This is a genomic window from Leptospira haakeii (assembly GCF_002812045.1).
Classification (GTDB): domain Bacteria; phylum Spirochaetota; class Leptospiria; order Leptospirales; family Leptospiraceae; genus Leptospira_B; species Leptospira_B haakeii.
This window is the reverse complement of record NZ_NPEG01000015.1, coordinates 36,806-54,670: the sequence shown is the minus strand read 5'-3', so window position 1 is coordinate 54,670 and position 17,865 is coordinate 36,806. Positions and strand designations below refer to the sequence as shown.

Genomic DNA, 17,865 nt, shown 5'->3' with positions numbered 1-17,865 from the left:
TTTTCTTTTAAACATTTCGCAAATGTCATTTATAGATCGCTCGAGGTCTGTAGATGATTAAATATAAAAAAAATCTGATATTGGTGATTATCCTGTTTGGGGTATTTGGATGTAACGCGCATTATTTCGTGAAATATCCGGATGAAAGCGTAACTGTTCCGGTTGTTTTGAAGAAGAACGTTAAGATAGCTTATATAGGTTTTGTTCCGTTTCGTTCTTTCGTTTCGAATGTTTCCGGTAGAACGACTACATATACGGCAGTTTTGGATAAAAGTAAACGTCTCTCCTTATCGGAAACTGTTGCTCAACCTGCTCATACTTTAAAAAGTAATGGGCTACGCAAAGATGTGCCTAAAGAGAAAATACTAAAATTCGTTTCGGATTACCTTTCTATAGTTAAAAAGTCCGGAACCGAAGAGTTGATCCATGTGATTGAGCCGGTGAAAGACGGTAAAAAGACTGAGGATGGAAAGGATTCTTATACTCCTCATCTTAAAAATTTGGACGTGGATTATATAGTGGTCGGTGCTTTAGGTCCAGCATTTGAAAACATGAATGCAGCATTAGCGTTCCCTCAATTATTTAGTATATTGTTTTCCATCGTAACTTTGGGTATCTTTCCTGCATTCCAATGGGGAGATGCCACCATCGATGTTAAAGTGTATGATAAAGATTTAAATCAAGTTTGGCAAAAGGAATACAATGCTTCCTATACTGTATTGCGCTCTTTGTGGGTCCCCGCTTATCCTGCGGAATGCTCCGAAAGGACGACCTGTATGCCGAAACAAAGAGAAGCGGTTCCGGGATTTGTATATCGTGACTTACTTCCACAAGTGGAATCCGACGTTTCGAATTTTGTTTCTTCAAATTAGTAGAAGTAGATAGTTGGGCTCCATTCGATCGTTTTTTAAATGGAGCCTAATGTGCAAAATCTAAAAAATAAAATGACGGATCCGATCCATTCTTATTTATTAGGGAGTTGTTTAGAAAAATGAATCTGATCCGTAAAATTGCTAAAATCCTATTATTACTATTCTTTTCCTGTTCTATAATTTTTCACACGATCATCATATCAGGTGCAGTTCCTTTTTCCATAGTGTGGGGAGGAAGATTGGAGACTTGGGAGCAGATGATCGTTTTTGAATCGATTTCCATTCTTCTAAATTCTATCTTTTTAATAGTCATTGCGCTAGATTCTAAATATATCAAACTCCCTGTGCCAGAGCGAGTCGTCCGGATCGCAATTTGGATTATGGCTGCAGTCTTTTCATTGAATACTATAGGAAATATATTCTCTTTGAATGCGACGGAAGCAACTGTGTTCACTCCTGTCACTTTAATAATCGCTGCTTGTTGTATTATTTTGGCGAGTTCGAAAGAAGGACGATAGTCAAAACCCTTAAATTTTTCTTGCCGAATTTATCTGGCTTTCTAACGTCATTCGCCATATGAAGAATCTTTTTAGAAAGTTATTTATTCTTTCCTTAGTATCACTAGGACTTCCTTTTATTAACTGTAGTACTAGGATTTATCCGACATTAGCTGAGCCTTATGTGCGCAAAACCCTCCCAGAAAATTATAAAAAGCCAAAGATTGCTTACATCGGATTTATGGGTTTCAAAGAAGAGTTAACTGCTTCCTACGGTAGGAGACGAACATATACTGCTAGTTTAGATGATAGAGCTCGTTTTTTGACAGACCCTCCATATGGGGATTTTGGTTCTGATGAACTTGCAAATGTGAATCAAGTTAGACGAGATATTCCTTCACTAAAAGTTCGTAATTTCGTTTTCAGTTATCTAGATTCGGTTCGTCAGTCAGGTTTGAAAGAGATGAACAAATATGTTCATGTTGTTCCCCGCGGAAAAGAATATGATTATTTTCTGAGAGATCATCAATTTGATTATTATGTTATAGGGATCCATCTTCCCGCTTTTGCTGAAAGTGCTGAAGATGAAAGTTTCTTTCACATCATTTCTTTTCCATTCTCTTTCTTTACATTAGGAGTGCTTCCATATGTCGGAAAAGGAAAAGCATACTCTACTGTAATTATCTATGATAAAAATTTGAACGAACTTAAACGTTTTGATTATAATAATAGATACACTGAAATATCTGCTCTTTGGATGCCGGCATCTAAATCTTGTGAATTTTTGCGTTGTCTTCAAGGGGATAATATGAGATCGAATAGGGATGAGCATATTTACTCAGGACAAATTCCTGCAATTGAGAAAGATATCGAGTCAGTTATTTTCAAATAAATCCAAAACTTAGTTTTGTTGGATAAATTTTTACTGGCAACTTAGTCGGGAATTGTTTAGAGTTTTGAAATGCGTTTGATTTTATTTAGCATTCTTTTCTTCCTTCTATTCAATTCCTGCGCCTCCAGATATTCCCTTACCCATACTGGGGATCTCGGAATTCCAGCAAAACAACCTAATAAAAAATTCAGGATCGCTTATTTAGGATTTAATACATTTAAATCCACTAAGCTAAAAAACCCCGACGGGACTGTGGACTTTGAAGCGCTTTCAGATCACTATTCTCGGACGATCAAAGAACCTATTGGAGGAAGTTTTCCTATTCCAGGGGAGAACAAACCAAACGGAATTAGAAAAGATCTATCTTCCGAAAAAGTTTCTAAATTCGTAAAATCATTCTTAGAAGTGACTGGTCCTACCGGGATCAGAGAACTGGAAAAGTTTTTAGAGATCTCGAAAACAGAGGATCATTATACTTATTCTTTCAAAAATCTTCCTTATGATTATTATATCGTAGGACTACATTATCCCGTTTTTGAAAAAACAAGAAATGTAGGTTTGAACTTTGTAACTATTTTCTCCAGTTTATTTAGTGTGGTAACATTAGGGATCTTGCCTTCTTACGAGGCGTATGTCGCTAATACAAAGGTTTTGGTATATGATAAAAACCTAAATTTACTCAAAGAACTCGAATATGATAATAATTATTCTGTTTGGAGAGCTTTATGGATCTCTCCGAATCCTAAGGAATGTGGGATTGGAAGTTTGAGCTGCCTCGGGATGTTTAGCCCTACATTAGGAACGAATCCACCTATGGTATTCGAAGCAAGTTCTTCTAAGATCAGCTCTGACTTAAGTGATTATATAAATACTTTAAAATGAGAAAAGACACCCGGGGCGGTTTGGTCCCCGGGATTAGAAGCTATTTAGCGAGAAGGGATGCGAGGATAGTTTTCTTGTCGATCGGAGAATCGAAAATAGAAGCAGAACAAACTTTGTAATTAACAGCAGACGGACAACTTGCTGTCCCGCCGATCTTACATCCGGACTTCTCACATTTTTTGCGGCTTTCAGAAGTATCCGAGCCTGAATAACTGCAATAGTCTCTACAGTTCGAACTAGAACCCGAACCGCAGATATAACATCCATCCGCATAAAGACCAAGTTTGGAATGAGCAGAAAGGATTAAGATGAGAAGCTGAACAATAAGTAGTTTTTTCATATATTCCCCAGACTCAAAATTGAATTAATAATTTATTTCCAAATTGAACGATAGTCAACGATTAATTTTTCGCGGATTTTGTCCGACTTTTCACGTTTCCCTCGTTTGAGGGATACGTTAGTCGAGGCGAGCATTCCCTAATGGATAAAGTTAGGTAAGAATTTTTTTCCAAAAGAAGGCGATTTTGCCTGAAAAAAATCGAAAACGAAAGACATTCCAAGAATAAATTGTGAGTCGGTTAATTCGGAAAGAATCAATTCGCTTATTAAAAGAAGTCTAGTCGGATTATGCAATATTTTGAGAAGAATTCCAGAGCTTTAGATTATATCGTTTCTAAGGATCAAAAAAAACATGTAATTACTAAATATCTCTTAGATCAGGAACTTACTTTTAAGGTGGATCCTTTTGATAAAAAGGCGACCATCAAAAAGTATATGGAGGAAGACGAAAAAGTCCTTATCTATGTTCAAGATGGATTGGAAGAAAGTGGAGACAATAAGGTTTCGTTATATAAAATCCTCGCAAAATTTATTGAGCTTGATTGTATCCTCGTTCAAAAAATAGAAAAAGACCTTTATCTTCTAAAAGTAGAAAGATTGGCAATTGCGAAGTTGAATCGTGAGAGTGCTAGGATCTTAGTGCCTAACGGAAAAGCTTTTGTTACGAACGTAGTTTCTTCGAAGACAGTAATTGATGCAAATATGTTCAATATTCCAACTTTGGTTAAGGTCAATTTCGAAGATTATAAAAACCGCCTCAAAAAGAACAGCACAGATAATATAGTGATCGATGCTTTTAAACCCGGTCTGGACAGAAAATTCGAGATAGTAAAACGGACCCGTAAATCCTTACTTTTAGAAGATACTCAAAATACCGAATCCTATATGACGGCAATGAACCCTGATCGATTGAATTACACTAAAGAGATTGATGATGATATTGGTTCGGTCGTTCGGAAATTTAAGGATCAAAAAATAGTTTCAGAACTGATTCGTCCAATCATCTATAAAAATCATTCAAACGATTTGATTCCGATCGGGTATATTTGGATCCAAAGTAGGGATAAAAAACTCAGTTCAGATTATTTGGAAGAATTAGGAAGGCTTTCTGATGAAGTTGTAGGTAGGATCAAGGAATCGAATACGATCAAAACAATCGAAAGATTCAGAATCCTGGATGCTTCTGCCAAAGGAATTAAGGTAAAAATTCACGATCCGAATTTAATGGATACCTTGCCTAAACAGGAAGATTTTGTTTTCGATGTATTGTTCAAAATGCAAGCTCCGTTGACTGTTTCTGGAACGATCCGTTGGTGGAGTAAGGATGAGGATGAACATTTGATTTTGGGTTTGGAGTTTAAGAGTAAATCGGATCACCCTGGGGAAAGAGACAGATACATTAAGAATTTAGAATTAATGCAAAAGGGTGCACTTTAATTTAGAAGTCGAATCTTCCCTGGGGATCTATCAGGGAATCAAAATCCTTGAAAGAAGCAAATTCCGCCCAGACTTCTCTAAAAACCCCAACTAACATTTTTCTATAATATTCTTTGTCAAAACCTGTTTTTTTGATCTTGTTTGGATAGAGTTGTAACTCTTCTTCCGGCATGTATCTTCTATCCTTTGTTTTTGATTTCTGGTTCAATACTAAATATTTTATTTTTTCTCCAGCCTGCACATCCATTCCGAAATCTTTTAATTTCATCATGGAGAGCGCAGTAGCTCCCATTACCTCGTATTCTTCCAATTCCCGGGAGCTGGATTTGAGAAGTAATAGATTTTCGGGAGAGATACAATTCTGTCGAATCATGGAATCGTATTTATGATAGATGGATAAAATCTCAGATTCGGAGTTTTTTAGATCTTGGATCCTGACCTTGGTTTTCATCCATTCCAACATTTCATATTGCGCACTTGTAATAAAACTAGGGAGGTCTTTTCTTCTGGCTCCTATTCCTCTACACTTTAATTTGCCGGATTGGAATCTTCCCATATACCTATTCGCCACAGGCATTTCTGAATCCTGGCTGGAAGGAGGAAAAAGTAACCAGGTGTAAACACCGTCCACTTCCATTTTGATCCCAGTTCGCTTTTGTATTTCTAAGCATAAAAAGTCTAGTTCGGACGCGCTTAAAGGAGAAGAATCATAACGTTTAATAAATATACTGTCGGTGATTGCATGAACGAACTCATAATCGAATTCTTCCGCAGTTTCTTTTGCTAACAGAAGTTTTTGTCTTCCGAATGCGTTTACGCTTTCATGACTTTCTAATCTTCCGAATTTTGCATTTCTATATCCCAAGTATCCGAACGAAGTAACTAACATCCATTTTAAGCTGGCTTGTTTCGCTTCATAGTCTTCTAATAAACGTCCTGAAGTGATCTTGGATTGTTTTTTATAATAAGTCCTTCTTTCTATTATATGTTCTAAAGCTTCTGAAACGACTCCTTTACGTTTATCGCATATACGATATCCTATATCCGGAGCCTTTGGGACTGTTTCATCATCGGCGCAGCATAGACAGTTTACACATTCGGGGGAAATATTATGCATCGCCATGATGCTGGGATACATCTGAGCAAAATCCAATTGTGCAACATTCTCTGCGGTTTTTCCATGACTAATATCCGGTTGGAAAACTAAACCTCCTTTATCTGCCTCCAATAATTGGAGAGCCGTTTTAGGAGCTTCTACCGCACTTTTTTGCCAAGGAACTAAATAGCCCCTTCTTAAAGCTACATCCGTTTCTATATAAGTGAGTGCTTTTCCTGTGGATGCTCTTGCCATTTTTTGCATTGGAAGTCTGGAGAGTCTTGCTAGTTCCACGACTCCCATTAGGTCAGCTTCCTTATATACGAAGCTGTTTTTAGAATCTATATGCCATCTTCCGAATAGAGGATAAGAGGGTGCACGGAACACGATATTTCCGTATGTAAAATAACTAGTTCCCTTGGTGCTGATATTCCTTCGGATAGGGGTTGTCCTATCCCTGTCTAATGCAGGTAGAAATCCCTGTTTTTGGGATTGGTAGAATAGGTAGGGCAGAATGACCTGATCTCCATATCTTGTCAGAAGAATGTCGGGATCTTCTTCCCTTAATAGTATATCTAGTTTTTCTAATAATCTTCTGGGATTTGTTCCAGATAGTTCATAATAATCTGTATCAGTTCGAATTATCAAAGGATTGTTTTCTATATTGATCCTATGACTTTTTTTAAGCTCCAAATGTAAGGTTTTGAATTTGGGGACCTCGTAATCCATTTCAGAGGGAGAATCCTCTGTTTTGACATTTACGATCCTTTTTGCCCCAGGATCTTCCGTATAATCAATCTTCATTTTACATAAAGGGAACAAACCCTTCTGGAACATATAGCTAGTAGGAAGATCCAGATCAGAATGATAGATCTCAAATTTTCCATACAAGGCATATAATTTACGGCTGATCTTAGGTAGGATAGAAGGTTTTGTGATGATTATTTTTAGGACAGGAACAGTCTTATTTTCATAGAATAGATTTCTATTTTCGTAAACAGGAATATCTTGGATCGCATCCAATTCGAAAAGGCGTTTTATTAATTTTTTAAGTACATCAGCTTCTCCTCTTGCATAAATGATCGGATTAAATTTATCCAAGAAGAGCTGGGATTCGCCTTCTTCGTTTTTCAACCATAGATATACAATGTCCTCCGCATGATAAACGTCGAACAAATATCCTTTGGCAGTTTGGAGGTTCATTCCGATTTCCGAAAAGTTTCCAATTCTTTTTTCAATCTGAGAATTTCTTTTTTTAGATCTATCATCATTGTAAGAAGCATGATATCGATTGGATAAGGAGAAGAGGCCATCACTCCTGCTTGCACCTGGAGTTTTGCAGTTCGGATCAATTCGTCAAAAATTTCCTGATCCGGTTTACGCAATCCTCTTCTGTATTGCCCAAGGCTGGCATCGATGTACTGCATTTGCCTAGAGTATGGAATAACTGTCCTACCCATAAATAAACTCCTGTTTAGAATTCGGATCTGTTCCGATCTCGTACATAGATTTCGCTTTTCTGATCTTAAGATAAGAATGACCTTCTACCACATTTAACTCCCAAAGATCTTCGGAGAGCTCGACTAACTTGGGAAAAATTTTTTGAAAGTTGGGATGAGTGTATTTAGTGGATTCCACAAGAACGATCGGGATCTGTTTGGAACGCATACGCTCCAATAATAAAACCAATTTTTCCAAAAGGAAAAGACCTTCATCATCCTGAACATCTCCATCGAAGAATTGTTTGCAGGGAGCTAAAATGAAATAGATCGTATTTTCTTTTGTCGAAGAATAGATCTCCCTCAAGGAATCCAAGATCTGATAAGGAGTGAATGCTCTCTGGACCAAAATTTTTTCTAAAAGAGCCTCTGGGGATACTCTTCTTTTTCTGGTCTCTTCCGTAATGGTAAACACATCGAAACGAATGGCGCAGTCCAAATTAAAAACTTGGAATCCGGAAACCGCAAATGCGTATTCCCAACGAAGCGCTAGTTTATAGATTCCCTGTCTTCCTGTTAAAAGCCCAATATTGTCCCTATTCCAACCTAGGACCGGACGAAATAACTGGTCTTGGAAACCCTCCAGGGGACCTAAATACATATATACTATATAAATGATATGTTAAAAAATGTAAAGTGATTTGGAGTGTAGGAATTCCAAAAAGAGGGTTTTAGTCTATGGACTATAAATCCGAATTATGTCGGAATTCCGACATAATTTTGTGATCTTATACTATCCTGTATCAGTGCGAACCGGATTTACGAAATATATTAAAAATTTATAATATTCTTCTTGGATTAGTGATCAAAAGCGGAATTTTGAATAAGAACAAAATTCCGCTTTCGTTTCAATGTTGATGATTGTGTTCGTAAATATCCCCTCCGGCGGAAAACTCTATGAACACACAAGGCTGGTCTCCTACGGACCAAGCATCATGTCCAGGAGGTAACAGCATGATATCATTCGGGCCGAATTCGTCCTCGCTTCCGTCGTCCATTACTACATGTAATTTACCGGATTGTACATAGGCGACATGCGGGAGCAGGCAACTTTCCGTTCCAGCAACTGGTTTTAGATCCTTCGACCATTTTGCACCTACGTCAAAAGTTACCCTGTGCACGATGACACCGTCTAAAACTACTTCTTCTTTTTTAATCAAACCGAAACGAACTACATCGTTCGGAGAATTCAAACTTCCTCTTTGCATTACGTGTTTTGACATGGCTTTTTACCTTATACTAAAATTCAGTTTCCGTATTCTGGCCGTAAGTTAAGGAAGAAAAGAATTTATCTGTTATTGCATGATTAATGTATGCTATACGGAATGATGGCTTGGGCAGAGTTTAAACGGATCAAACAAGGCTATCGAATTGGAATTTATGTTTGTCTTAAAAAATTTCCCAAAATCCTTGGAAATATATGGAATCAGATCATTTCAAAACGGTCCGTGCACGTTCTGCCGTAGATTATCTTTTTAGGACCGTTCACCAGCATCATTCTCAGCTTAGTCAAATGGCTGATCAAAAGGCGAATATTTTGATCGCTGCCTCATTCGTAATACTCTCACTTTCCTTGGGATATGTCCAAAGGCCCACCTATAGAACAGGCTTACTGACCCTGATGGTATTTATCGTAATTGCAGCAAGTTTGGCAATACTTGCAGTGATGCCTACATTCAAACAAAAAAAGAACGGTAAATCGAATCCTTTGTTTTTCGGGCATTTTGCTCCTATGAGTGAAAATGAATTTATGAATAAGATGGAAGAGATCGCTTCGGAAGATTCTTCTTTGTATGAAGCATTAACTAGAGACCTATACCAATTAGGGAAATCTCTATACTTTACAAAATATAGATATTTGAGATGGAGTTACCGCTGTCTTTTAGTGGGTGTTACTTCTTCTATGGTCTTAATATTCCTGGAAATTAAAGGAATTCTTTAATATTATATTTCTATAAAGGATTGAAAGAATTATAAAAGATAAACCTTTTATAATTCACATCTTAATTTGAATAGGCACAAATCGATTTAAGATTTCCCTGACGACTCGATTGAGTCTGGGCTTTCCTTCGGCTTCGAGAAGGATCCAATAGGCATAATCAATGCTAAACATGTCCTTGATATTCTTTCCGACTTTTGTCCATTGTTGCTCTATTCTTTTTTTAGCTTCTACGGTTAAGTTCGGATTCTTTTGGAAATTTTCCAAATAAGCATAATACTCTGAGGTAAGGGAAGCTGGGATCGGATCCTTCCATTTTCTACCCCTTATAGTTCTTTCCGTTTCCCAACGGAATTCGCCTAAAGTTTTCGTAACTACTAATGTGGCATTCTCAGTCATAACAACTGGGAATAATAGTCTACTGTAATCTTGATTACCTACACTTGTTTCCTGCCATAGCACTCCTCGATTACCGCTATAAGGTAGAAGGATACAATCGGCAAAAAATTCTTTTCTATACTGATCTGTCTTACTTGGGTCGGCATGAGACATCACACTTACTTCTCTATGGAAGATGCTTGTATCTATTTTTAGAACTCTTTCTGCATTTGATAGAATTTTGCTTGGAAAGGTCAGATTGGATTCCGTTGCTCCGTAGAATTGGTCTTCGGATAAGATTGGATAAGCGAAATTCGGGTTTAAGGAAATTCCTAAGAGCCCCATATAAAGAATATTTTCCAGTTCCCAGTCCAGAATGTGCAAAAGATATTCTTTATTCATAATATTCTTCGCTTCTGCTTCTTGGTTCCAGCGAAGATTTGATTTTTGTACCTGATCGTAGGTTTGTCCCATATGGTTTTGGGAAGGATTCTTTTTACCAGCGAGTATTAGATTTAACCAATCAGGCAAAAGATGAACTGAAAGTTTCACTTCCTGGTATTGGCGATCAGTTGTTGAGGATTTTAGGGTGGTGATTGCGAATTCCAGATCCTGGAGTCTCTTTGCGGAGACTAAACCTTCTTCCAAAAAGAAAAAATGTATAAATAGTAATACTGGTTTAGGGACATTTGTGGTCTGAGATCGGAATTTTATAAAGCAAACTTTGTATAAACGTATTAATATTTTATAATCTTCTTGTCTATGTCTTCTGCGTATCAATCCCGGGTGTTCTTTGTATGCTTGAACGAGTCGAGTGATCTCTTCGCAAGTGCTTGGATGAAGGCCGGAATATTCTAATATTTGAGCCAGACTGTTTACATATTCGTCCGGTATGCTGCCAGGATGTGCCGGTCCGGCAGGGCTTGATTTAGGAGCTTCGGCCCATTCTTCTGTTTTTTTATCGTCCAATTCTGGGGTTGTTTTGATCTGTAGGGTAAGATTTGTTCCTTCTTGAGAGATCAATATCGCTTCCGATTTGAGCCATTGTTTGTTCTCGTCCGGAACTAAGATCTGCATTCTTTCGTATCTTGTGAGAGCGAATGTGGCTCCTACTTTTTTAGTATAAATCCTGGCACGTATCGCTCTGTTTAAAGAATTCTCATCTAGTTCTTGGATACCTAATAAGGCAGGGAATCTTTCCTCGGAATCCGTTTCTAAGATAGCGGTGATAAAGTTTTTGGCGATGGCCTTATGATCTTCCATCAGATGATCTAATGCATGTACGATCAATATGTCTTTCCAGGCGGGAAGATTACTTTGTTCCGCAAGGAACTGTAAAAACTCAGGAAGGAAATATTTTCGATACCAAGAAGGATCTTCCGCCAGTCGTTTTAGATCTGCGTTATCAACCTGATCTAAAAATGTATGGAATAGGTTCGTATCTTTGGAATTAAAATGGTGGAGCTGTAGTTTGGATACGATCTTTGCTCTATGCTCTAACGCGAGACTGTTTTGTCTACGTAGATAACGTTGTAATACATAGATTACGGTGAATAGAAGGGCTAAAAAGATCGCTCCGCTAATAACTGGAGCCCAAGAGAACTCTGGCCAAATCAGGATGGGGTTTCCGGAATCCTGACCTAATATGAACATGCAAAAATATTAAATAGAATTATAAAGTAGTCAAGATGTTTACTTGGCTGGGAGCTCTTTCTTTTTCATTCTTTTTAGAATATAATCTCGAATTGCCAGGAATGGCCTTTCTGTAATATAAAAAATCGGAACACAAACAACAAAAACAAATAATACTGTATAAACTCCAAGAAGTAAGTAAGGGCCAGCCTCCAATCCGGATGGAAGATTATTCTTGAATATAAAACGAAGGGCAGCTAGTAAAAACATTCCGTGCCAAAGATACATTGTATAACTTGTGCGAGCTATCGGAGTGAAGAAGCGTGATCTGAATATAAAATTCCAGAAATTTCCCTCCAGTAAACATGCAATGAATAAAACAGCAAAGCTAAATTGGAAATACGTATGAATGAATATTGAATTTATATTTGTTCTACTCATCAGAAGTGCGATACAAAGAGATAACGCGGCTCCGATCGAAAAACCTAAGTTTTTTGTCAGACTCGTGTTTTTTAGGAACTCAGGTTTCCATCTTACAAGTTCAGTCAGTAGCATTCCGACAATGATTGCATCAAAACGAGATTCAGTATGAAAGCTGGTCCAATCTGCCGTAAAATCGAAATGATAATAGAAACCTCTGATAACCATCGGGACAAAATATAGCACGACCAATATGATCCTTCTCATTTCGGCCTTTTGTTTGAAAAGAAGAATGGAGCATAGGGGAGGAACGACTAGATAGAATTGTTCTTCGATGGAAAGACTCCAGCCGAATGAGAATAATCTATCGTGGAAAAAATTGGAAATATATAAAAAATCAGTCCAGGAATTTGCAAGGGAGTTTGCTAATTTTTCTTTTATGACCAGAATTTCCGGAGAAGGGGAGATCATTTTTTCGCCTATTTTATAGGCAGCTTTGGTTTGTATAAAATGAACAATTAGACAAATATAATATGCGGGTATGATCCTGAAAGTACGTTTTAAGTAGAATTTTTTTAGGTCGATTTTGGAACTTCTTCCGTATTCGTCTAATAACCCGCCGTAGATCAAGAACCCGCTTAACATGAAAAATAGATCTACTGAGGATTGTAAGTTTACGATAATGGTGGTTAATATCTCTTCATCGGAGACTAGAACTTTTCCCGCTCCGGTCCCAAGATGGAAAATAATCACCATGAATATGGAGAGGGCTCTTAGGCCATTTAGTGAGGGGATTTCTGCATCATTTTTAGCAAATAAGTATTTTAGCATGTATTTTACCGTATTAGTTAGGTGTTGAAGCTGCTGATCTGGCTTTTAGTCGAACAATCCATTTGTCTTTAAGTTTTAAAAAAGGTCTTTCGATCAAATAGAATAGAATGGTGCAGAATAAGAAAGTGAATAATACCGCGACTATAAAAGTGGCGAAAGTTCTGGAGTAACTTAAGGATTGTATTACTGTTCCACAAACTATCGAGATAGCTGCGGAGGTCGGGTATAGATGCCAAAGATACATTGTGTAACTCACCCGGGCGATAGGACGAAATAGAGAAAAGCTTAAAAATTTACCAATATATGAATTTTCGGAAAGGCTAACTAATACGATCCCCGCAAAACCAAGATTTAAACAATTGTAAGCGTAAATTTGAGTGAGTGCAGTCTTCTCTGTCAGAAAGCCTATTGCCGCAAGAATGACGGAGACGGAAAGCACTGCGTAACGGATCGGCTTTTTCTGGAAAAAGTTGGAATAATGAGAAGAAAGGAAAAATTCAGAACATAACATTCCCGCAATAAGCGAATCGAATCTAGTCTCGCTGTGAGTGTATATGATATGTGTAGGTAAAATATCGAATTGGGAATAAACCGCTCTTAATATGACCGGTATAAAATAGAGGCCTACAAGCAGGATCCTTCTTGTGGAATCCGAAATTTTAAAGAAGAGTAATGCGCATAAAGGAGGCAGTATTAAATAGAACTGCTCCTCGATCGACAAAGACCATCCGTAATCGAATAATCTTCCTTTTGTATAATTGGAAATATAGAATATATCGGCCCATGCGTAGGAAATACTTTCGGTCAAACCCTGTTTTAAAAGGGTTTTGGAAGCATCTAAATTTTCTGCAGCATTCAGGGACTTTAACATTCCTCTCATACTGAGATATTGGACTAAGAGTAAAAAATAGTAAGCAGGGAAGATCCTAAGAGATCTTTTGATATAAAAAAAGGATAGTTTTATGTTTCCGTACTTTACTTTTTCTTTTAGTAAATTTCCGTAAATTAAGAACCCGCTTAATATAAAAAATAAGTCGATTCCTGCAGTAAGGTTTTTAAGAGCAGTATCCAATAGATAAGGGATATTAGGGATAAAATGATTCGCCCCAATCCAGATATGGAGCCCTATGATCATCATAATGGAGATAGCTCGGACTCCGTTTAGGGCAGGGTATTCCTCGTCCCGCTTCTCCGTAATATAAGAAAAAAATTTCATAGGGCTCTCTTTATGCGTTAAGTTAAAAAATTAATCCAATCTGAAATTGGTCATTGGGAATTGTTGGGTGATTTCTTTCACTCCAGCCTTGACTTTTTCCTTGGTCTTTTCGTCGTCAGGGTTGTCCAAGAAATCACATATCAGGTTTCCTACTTTTTCAATATCAGCAGGTTTGAGACCTCTGGTAGTAAGCGCAGGAGTTCCTAAACGAATTCCGGAAGCAACTGCTGGAGGGTTTTTGTCGAATGGGATTGCGTTTTTATTCACTGTGACCCCGACTTCGTCCAATCCGTCCGCTGCTTTCGCCCCGGTTAAACCTTTTACGGATACATCTAGTAGGACTAGGTGGTTGTCAGTTCCACCGCTTACTACTCTGAATCCTCTTTTTACGAAAACTTCTGCCAGGACTTTGGCGTTTGCGAGTACTGTTTCAATATACTTTTTGTAATCAGGAGTTAAAGCTTCTCCGAACGCCACTGCTTTTGCTGCGATTACGTGCATCAAAGGTCCACCTTGGATCCCAGGGAATACTCTGGAGTTTAATACTTTCTCATTTTCTAATTTAGAAAGAATTAATCCACCTCTTGGTCCTCTGAGGGTTTTGTGAGTGGTAGTGGTAACATAATCAAAACTATCGATTGGAGAAGGATGATAGCCAGTTGCTACCAACCCGGAGATATGCGCGATATCTGCCATAAGTTTTGCGCCTACTGATTTTGCGATCTCTGCGAACTTATCAAAATCGATCGTTCTGGAATATGCAGAAGCACCTGCAACGATCAGTTTAGGTTTATGTTCTTTTGCAAGCGATGCAAGAGCATCGTAATCGATTGTCTCAGTTTTAGGATCTACACCGTAAGGGATCGGTTTATAATATTTTCCGCTGATATTTACAGGAGAACCATGAGTTAAATGTCCCCCGTGAGCCAGATTCATTCCTAAAAAAGAATCTCCCGGTTCCATAGTGGCCAAAAAAACCGCCATATTTGCCTGTGCCCCAGAGTGAGGCTGAACATTTGCGTATTCCGCTTTGAAGATCTTTTTAGCTCTTTCGATCGCCAAAGACTCTACCGCGTCCGCGTTTACACATCCGTTATAATATCTTTTTCCAGGATACCCTTCCGCATATTTATTGGTAAGAGTGGAAGTATAAGCTTCCAAAACTGGTCTGGACACGAAGTTTTCAGAAGCGATCATTTCCAGGTTTTGTTCCTGTCTTTGGTCTTCTGCCTGTAAGGCTTTGAAAATTTCGGGGTCTTGTTGGGGAAGGTATTTCATTTTTTCCTCGTGGTGCCTAAGAGAATCATTCTCCCAGAATATAGCCTAGATCTGAATATTTTTCCTGGAACAGCCGATTTGCCACCTTGCGAACGTTTCGAAAGAAGGATGGATCTGCTTCGGTACCTATGATTTCAACCCCCAGATAATCCGCAAATAAAAGGGAAAGGTCTTGTTTGAATTTTCCGGGCGAAAAAGAGGCAGGTAGGGAGGTCACAAATTCATCATGAGCTCTGCCTTTTCTGTATTCAGGTTCTTCCGGGGGATGCGGTAGGAGATCCGACACTAATGGGATCAGTCTGGAATCCAAGATTAAGGTCCCATGTTGTACGATGCAGTTCTTCTTTCTGAACTGAGCGTTACCTGAAATTTTTTTCCATACATCCGGAGATAGTTCTAAGGCAAGGTCTGACTTGCCCTTACATTTTGTTTTGAGTCCTTGTTTGTTTAGAGCAGAAGATATTAGGCCTAAGAATATATTATAAGAATTAGAGACGGGATATAGCTCCGGTTTTGTTTCTAAGGAAACGAAAAGGCTGAAGTTCAGATTCCATCCAGGCTCATGCACGACAGTCCCTCCGCCACTTGCTCTTCTGGCTATATATACCGGGTCTGTTATAGAAGGTTTTTTGGGAGTCGGTCTTTTTTGGAATCTAGACAGGAAGTTTTCTATATTTTCTTTTCCTGCGCTTAGTTCCGGTTTTTCTGAAAGGCCCATTATAATGGACCTGGGTCCTTCCCAAAACCGAACCCCACCGGAATATCCTCCGGGTACTAGTTGGACTGCGAGAGCTTCTTCCAAAGCTAGATTATAATAAGGTGTCCTGATGGATTTTTGGTCTAGTACAAAAGTTCTCACTTCGAGACCAGAGTCTATTGGACTATAGTTTTCGTCCATGGGTTTTGCTACGGTCTGTGGTCTTAATTGATCTATTTAAACACCGGTCCTAAACTTATTTTCTCTTTTCTTACTCAGGGAATAATTTTAAACACTTTGTGCGAATATAAATGAACCGCGTTCCATATATATTATTAAAATATAATATTAAAGTGCACTTTAAGTTTGATTGAACTGCGGTCACCGTTACGCGATTTTTAATAAAATTGGAACATTCTTCTTTCTTTCCTTGTCCTAATTTATAGAGCATTATGAAAAATGAATATAATTTATTTCTTAGAGAAGTTGAGGCTTCTTTCTTTCCCTTCGAGAACCAGGGGAGTTTTTAATCGGTTTTCAGTTTTTGTTTTGGCCATGTCCCTTTTGTTGGGGGTATGCGTTATAGACCAAGATACACATTCCAAAAAATCCAAATTATACAAACCTAGCTTTGCCCTTTTCGGGGATAGTATCTCCGCCTTTTGGCCTGTAGAAGAACAATTCCCTGAATTTGAAACTTATAAGAAGGCGTTTCCAGGAAGAAGGACTTATGAGATCCAGGAAGCAGCCAAAAACGAAACAGGAAAATTTAGATCCTGCATGTTGAACGGCGGTGTAAATGATTTCCTGAATAATTTCGAACCCACTTGGGAAGAGGTCGACGCAACTGTACAGCGTCAGCTTAAGACCTTGGAAATACTGAACGACCGCTGTGATTATATCATAGTTCTGAATGTATGGAGTGTCCAACTTCCTTGGCCTGTTAAGGCAGCGTCCATGATCAATTTGGAAATGAAGAAGAAGGTCACCTTCTTGCCTAGAATTGATCCTGAAGATCTGATCCATGACGAAATGTTATTGGACGGAGGTCACTTAACTGACGAAGGATACGGAATTCTTTCTCAAAGAGTGAGAGAATATCTCAAAGCTACTCTGCCTGAGTTTTGGTTGGAGTTTCTATTATGAGGTTTCGTTTCTTATTCCTTCTGCTATTACTGAGCCCGGTCGCAGAAATTTTTGGATCCGATAAGACTACGATCCCATATCCGGCCTGGGGACAATCAGTAGGAGTATATAATATTTTTGTAATTAGTGCAGATGCGAAAGAATACAGAAATTCTAACGATTATGATCGAAATCGAAATGTTTCTCTGAATGGGGAATTGAAATTGGGAGATCATTTTTCAGTTTCTGCAGGGTATGGATACGTAGACCAATACGCCACTCGGACTACGCCCTGGAGTGGTTGGGATAGATGGAAAGCGGGTTTGAAAACGTTTTTCACTTTCGGGATATTTTCGATAGGAGGAGGTGTAAACGTTTACGGACCTTCTGCATCCGAACCTTGGATCGGTGAAAGAAATCCGGATCTACTTTTGGTTCGTCCTCATCTTGGTTTTGTTTTAGATTTTGGTAGAACTAAGCTCCAGGCATTCGGGTTATACGAAAGAGAAACCGATTCCAAATTTAGAGATCCTGTCCAAGATAAATATTATCGTTATATGGAAGCGGGTGCTACTTTGTCTTACGAGACAGATTCAAATTGGATCCTTCTTCTGGAAACTACCTATCGTATGGCAGTGGAAGATACGATCTCAACTCCTCGTTCCGATTCATTCAATCTTCATCCTGGTGTTCAGTATAAGATTGGAGATGGAGGGCGAGTTTTCTTTAGCGGTTTATACGGGATGAGAAAAGATAATACTTACGATCAGGGCTTTAAGCTGGGTTATCAGCAGATGTTTTCTTTTGAATAATATTGTGAATGAGCGCAGCAGGA

General features: G+C 38.3%; 18 protein-coding genes. 8 read left to right on the top strand and 10 right to left on the bottom strand.

Annotation, left to right across the window (positions count from 1 at the left end; all coding sequences use genetic code 11):
- The first annotated feature begins 53 nt into the window (after positions 1-53).
- From CH377_RS17070 to CH377_RS17055, 4 genes are all read left to right on the top strand, one after another.
- Positions 54-872: an Lp29 family lipoprotein gene (locus tag CH377_RS17070; RefSeq protein WP_100724960.1), complete on the top strand. Its 819-nt coding sequence runs from the start codon at positions 54-56 to the stop codon at positions 870-872.
- A 119-nt stretch (positions 873-991) separates the two neighbouring features.
- Positions 992-1,390 (top strand): hypothetical protein, encoded by a 399-nt coding sequence (locus CH377_RS17065; RefSeq protein WP_100724959.1) that lies wholly within the window; start codon positions 992-994, stop codon positions 1,388-1,390.
- Positions 1,391-1,448: 58 nt separating this feature from the next.
- The gene (locus CH377_RS17060) at positions 1,449-2,261 is read left to right on the top strand and encodes an Lp29 family lipoprotein (protein ID WP_100724958.1); all 813 of its coding nucleotides are present in this window, start codon (positions 1,449-1,451) and stop codon (positions 2,259-2,261) included.
- A 69-nt stretch (positions 2,262-2,330) separates the two neighbouring features.
- On the top strand, positions 2,331-3,143 hold the full coding sequence (locus tag CH377_RS17055; protein ID WP_100724957.1) for an Lp29 family lipoprotein: 813 nt from the start codon (positions 2,331-2,333) through the stop codon (positions 3,141-3,143).
- Between the two features lie 40 nt (positions 3,144-3,183).
- On the opposite strand, the gene CH377_RS17050 is transcribed toward CH377_RS17055, so the two are convergent.
- Positions 3,184-3,483: a hypothetical protein gene (locus CH377_RS17050; protein ID WP_100724956.1), complete on the bottom strand. Its 300-nt coding sequence runs from the start codon at positions 3,481-3,483 to the stop codon at positions 3,184-3,186.
- A 287-nt stretch (positions 3,484-3,770) separates the two neighbouring features.
- Between CH377_RS17050 and CH377_RS17045 the strand changes: the two genes are divergently transcribed.
- Positions 3,771-4,919 carry a DUF1577 domain-containing protein gene (locus CH377_RS17045; protein WP_100724955.1) on the top strand — a complete coding sequence of 383 codons (1,149 nt, stop codon included), beginning with the start codon at positions 3,771-3,773 and terminating at the stop codon, positions 4,917-4,919.
- A 1-nt stretch (position 4,920) separates the two neighbouring features.
- On the opposite strand, the gene CH377_RS17040 is transcribed toward CH377_RS17045, so the two are convergent.
- The 4 genes from CH377_RS17040 to CH377_RS17025 all read right to left on the bottom strand — a co-directional run bounded on the left by CH377_RS17040 (position 4,921) and on the right by CH377_RS17025 (position 8,737).
- Positions 4,921-7,218 carry a DNA polymerase domain-containing protein gene (locus CH377_RS17040; RefSeq protein WP_100724954.1) on the bottom strand — a complete coding sequence of 766 codons (2,298 nt, stop codon included), beginning with the start codon at positions 7,216-7,218 and terminating at the stop codon, positions 4,921-4,923.
- Positions 7,215-7,475: a DUF8156 family protein gene (locus CH377_RS17035; RefSeq protein WP_100724953.1), complete on the bottom strand. Its 261-nt coding sequence runs from the start codon at positions 7,473-7,475 to the stop codon at positions 7,215-7,217. Before CH377_RS17035 ends, CH377_RS17040 begins: the two co-directional genes overlap by 4 nt.
- Positions 7,468-8,115 (bottom strand): hypothetical protein, encoded by a 648-nt coding sequence (locus CH377_RS17030; RefSeq protein ID WP_100724952.1) that lies wholly within the window; start codon positions 8,113-8,115, stop codon positions 7,468-7,470. Before CH377_RS17030 ends, CH377_RS17035 begins: the two co-directional genes overlap by 8 nt.
- Before the next feature lie 247 nt (positions 8,116-8,362).
- Positions 8,363-8,737, bottom strand: a complete 375-nt coding sequence (locus CH377_RS17025; protein ID WP_100724951.1) for a cupin domain-containing protein — start codon at positions 8,735-8,737, stop codon at positions 8,363-8,365.
- Between the two features lie 197 nt (positions 8,738-8,934).
- Here CH377_RS17025 and CH377_RS17020 point away from each other — a divergent pair, with 197 nt between their 5' ends.
- Positions 8,935-9,456 carry a Pycsar system effector family protein gene (locus CH377_RS17020; protein WP_100724950.1) on the top strand — a complete coding sequence of 174 codons (522 nt, stop codon included), beginning with the start codon at positions 8,935-8,937 and terminating at the stop codon, positions 9,454-9,456.
- Positions 9,457-9,510: 54 nt separating this feature from the next.
- Here CH377_RS17020 and CH377_RS17015 read toward each other — a convergent pair whose 3' ends face one another.
- From CH377_RS17015 to CH377_RS16995, 5 genes are read right to left on the bottom strand one after another with little or no spacing between them, the layout of a single operon-like run.
- The gene (locus tag CH377_RS17015; protein ID WP_100724949.1) at positions 9,511-11,484 is read right to left on the bottom strand and encodes a hypothetical protein; all 1,974 of its coding nucleotides are present in this window, start codon (positions 11,482-11,484) and stop codon (positions 9,511-9,513) included.
- 39 nt (positions 11,485-11,523) lie between these two features.
- The gene (locus tag CH377_RS17010; RefSeq protein WP_100724948.1) at positions 11,524-12,714 is read right to left on the bottom strand and encodes an acyltransferase family protein; all 1,191 of its coding nucleotides are present in this window, start codon (positions 12,712-12,714) and stop codon (positions 11,524-11,526) included.
- A 13-nt stretch (positions 12,715-12,727) separates the two neighbouring features.
- Complete coding sequence (locus tag CH377_RS17005) at positions 12,728-13,930, bottom strand: acyltransferase family protein (RefSeq protein WP_100724947.1); 1,203 nt, start codon at positions 13,928-13,930, stop codon at positions 12,728-12,730.
- A gap of 30 nt (positions 13,931-13,960) precedes the next feature.
- Positions 13,961-15,208, bottom strand: a complete 1,248-nt coding sequence (glyA, locus tag CH377_RS17000) for a serine hydroxymethyltransferase (protein WP_100724946.1) — start codon at positions 15,206-15,208, stop codon at positions 13,961-13,963.
- A gap of 25 nt (positions 15,209-15,233) precedes the next feature.
- Positions 15,234-16,067 (bottom strand): lipoate--protein ligase family protein, encoded by an 834-nt coding sequence (locus CH377_RS16995; RefSeq protein WP_100724945.1) that lies wholly within the window; start codon positions 16,065-16,067, stop codon positions 15,234-15,236.
- 393 nt (positions 16,068-16,460) lie between these two features.
- Between CH377_RS16995 and CH377_RS16990 the strand changes: the two genes are divergently transcribed.
- Together CH377_RS16990 and CH377_RS16985 are read left to right on the top strand one after the other, a co-directional pair.
- Positions 16,461-17,051: an SGNH/GDSL hydrolase family protein gene (locus tag CH377_RS16990; RefSeq protein WP_243402109.1), complete on the top strand. Its 591-nt coding sequence runs from the start codon at positions 16,461-16,463 to the stop codon at positions 17,049-17,051.
- Entirely contained in the window at positions 17,048-17,842 is a 795-nt protein-coding gene (locus CH377_RS16985; protein ID WP_100724943.1) for a hypothetical protein, read from the top strand. The genes CH377_RS16990 and CH377_RS16985 overlap by 4 nt, the downstream gene beginning before the upstream one ends.
- Positions 17,843-17,865: the final 23 nt, after the last annotated feature.

What these genes read in the sequence shown, in the direction of transcription:
- CH377_RS17015 (WP_100724949.1), bottom strand. Translation starts at nt 11,484, where the DNA reads ATGTTCATATTAGGTCAGGATTCCGGAAACCCCATCCTGATTTGGCCA.
- CH377_RS17030 (WP_100724952.1), bottom strand. Translation starts at nt 8,115, where the DNA reads ATGTATTTAGGTCCCCTGGAGGGTTTCCAAGACCAGTTATTTCGTCCG.
- CH377_RS17070 (WP_100724960.1), top strand. Translation starts at nt 54, where the DNA reads ATGATTAAATATAAAAAAAATCTGATATTGGTGATTATCCTGTTTGGG.
- CH377_RS16985 (WP_100724943.1), top strand. Translation starts at nt 17,048, where the DNA reads ATGAGGTTTCGTTTCTTATTCCTTCTGCTATTACTGAGCCCGGTCGCA.
- CH377_RS17055 (WP_100724957.1), top strand. Translation starts at nt 2,331, where the DNA reads ATGCGTTTGATTTTATTTAGCATTCTTTTCTTCCTTCTATTCAATTCC.
- CH377_RS17010 (WP_100724948.1), bottom strand. Translation starts at nt 12,714, where the DNA reads ATGCTAAAATACTTATTTGCTAAAAATGATGCAGAAATCCCCTCACTA.
- CH377_RS17050 (WP_100724956.1), bottom strand. Translation starts at nt 3,483, where the DNA reads ATGAAAAAACTACTTATTGTTCAGCTTCTCATCTTAATCCTTTCTGCT.
- CH377_RS17045 (WP_100724955.1), top strand. Translation starts at nt 3,771, where the DNA reads ATGCAATATTTTGAGAAGAATTCCAGAGCTTTAGATTATATCGTTTCT.
- glyA (WP_100724946.1), bottom strand. Translation starts at nt 15,208, where the DNA reads ATGAAATACCTTCCCCAACAAGACCCCGAAATTTTCAAAGCCTTACAG.
- CH377_RS17040 (WP_100724954.1), bottom strand. Translation starts at nt 7,218, where the DNA reads ATGAACCTCCAAACTGCCAAAGGATATTTGTTCGACGTTTATCATGCG.
- CH377_RS17025 (WP_100724951.1), bottom strand. Translation starts at nt 8,737, where the DNA reads ATGTCAAAACACGTAATGCAAAGAGGAAGTTTGAATTCTCCGAACGAT.
- CH377_RS17035 (WP_100724953.1), bottom strand. Translation starts at nt 7,475, where the DNA reads ATGGGTAGGACAGTTATTCCATACTCTAGGCAAATGCAGTACATCGAT.
- CH377_RS17005 (WP_100724947.1), bottom strand. Translation starts at nt 13,930, where the DNA reads ATGAAATTTTTTTCTTATATTACGGAGAAGCGGGACGAGGAATACCCT.
- CH377_RS17065 (WP_100724959.1), top strand. Translation starts at nt 992, where the DNA reads ATGAATCTGATCCGTAAAATTGCTAAAATCCTATTATTACTATTCTTT.
- CH377_RS16990 (WP_243402109.1), top strand. Translation starts at nt 16,461, where the DNA reads ATGTCCCTTTTGTTGGGGGTATGCGTTATAGACCAAGATACACATTCC.
- CH377_RS17020 (WP_100724950.1), top strand. Translation starts at nt 8,935, where the DNA reads ATGGAATCAGATCATTTCAAAACGGTCCGTGCACGTTCTGCCGTAGAT.
- CH377_RS17060 (WP_100724958.1), top strand. Translation starts at nt 1,449, where the DNA reads ATGAAGAATCTTTTTAGAAAGTTATTTATTCTTTCCTTAGTATCACTA.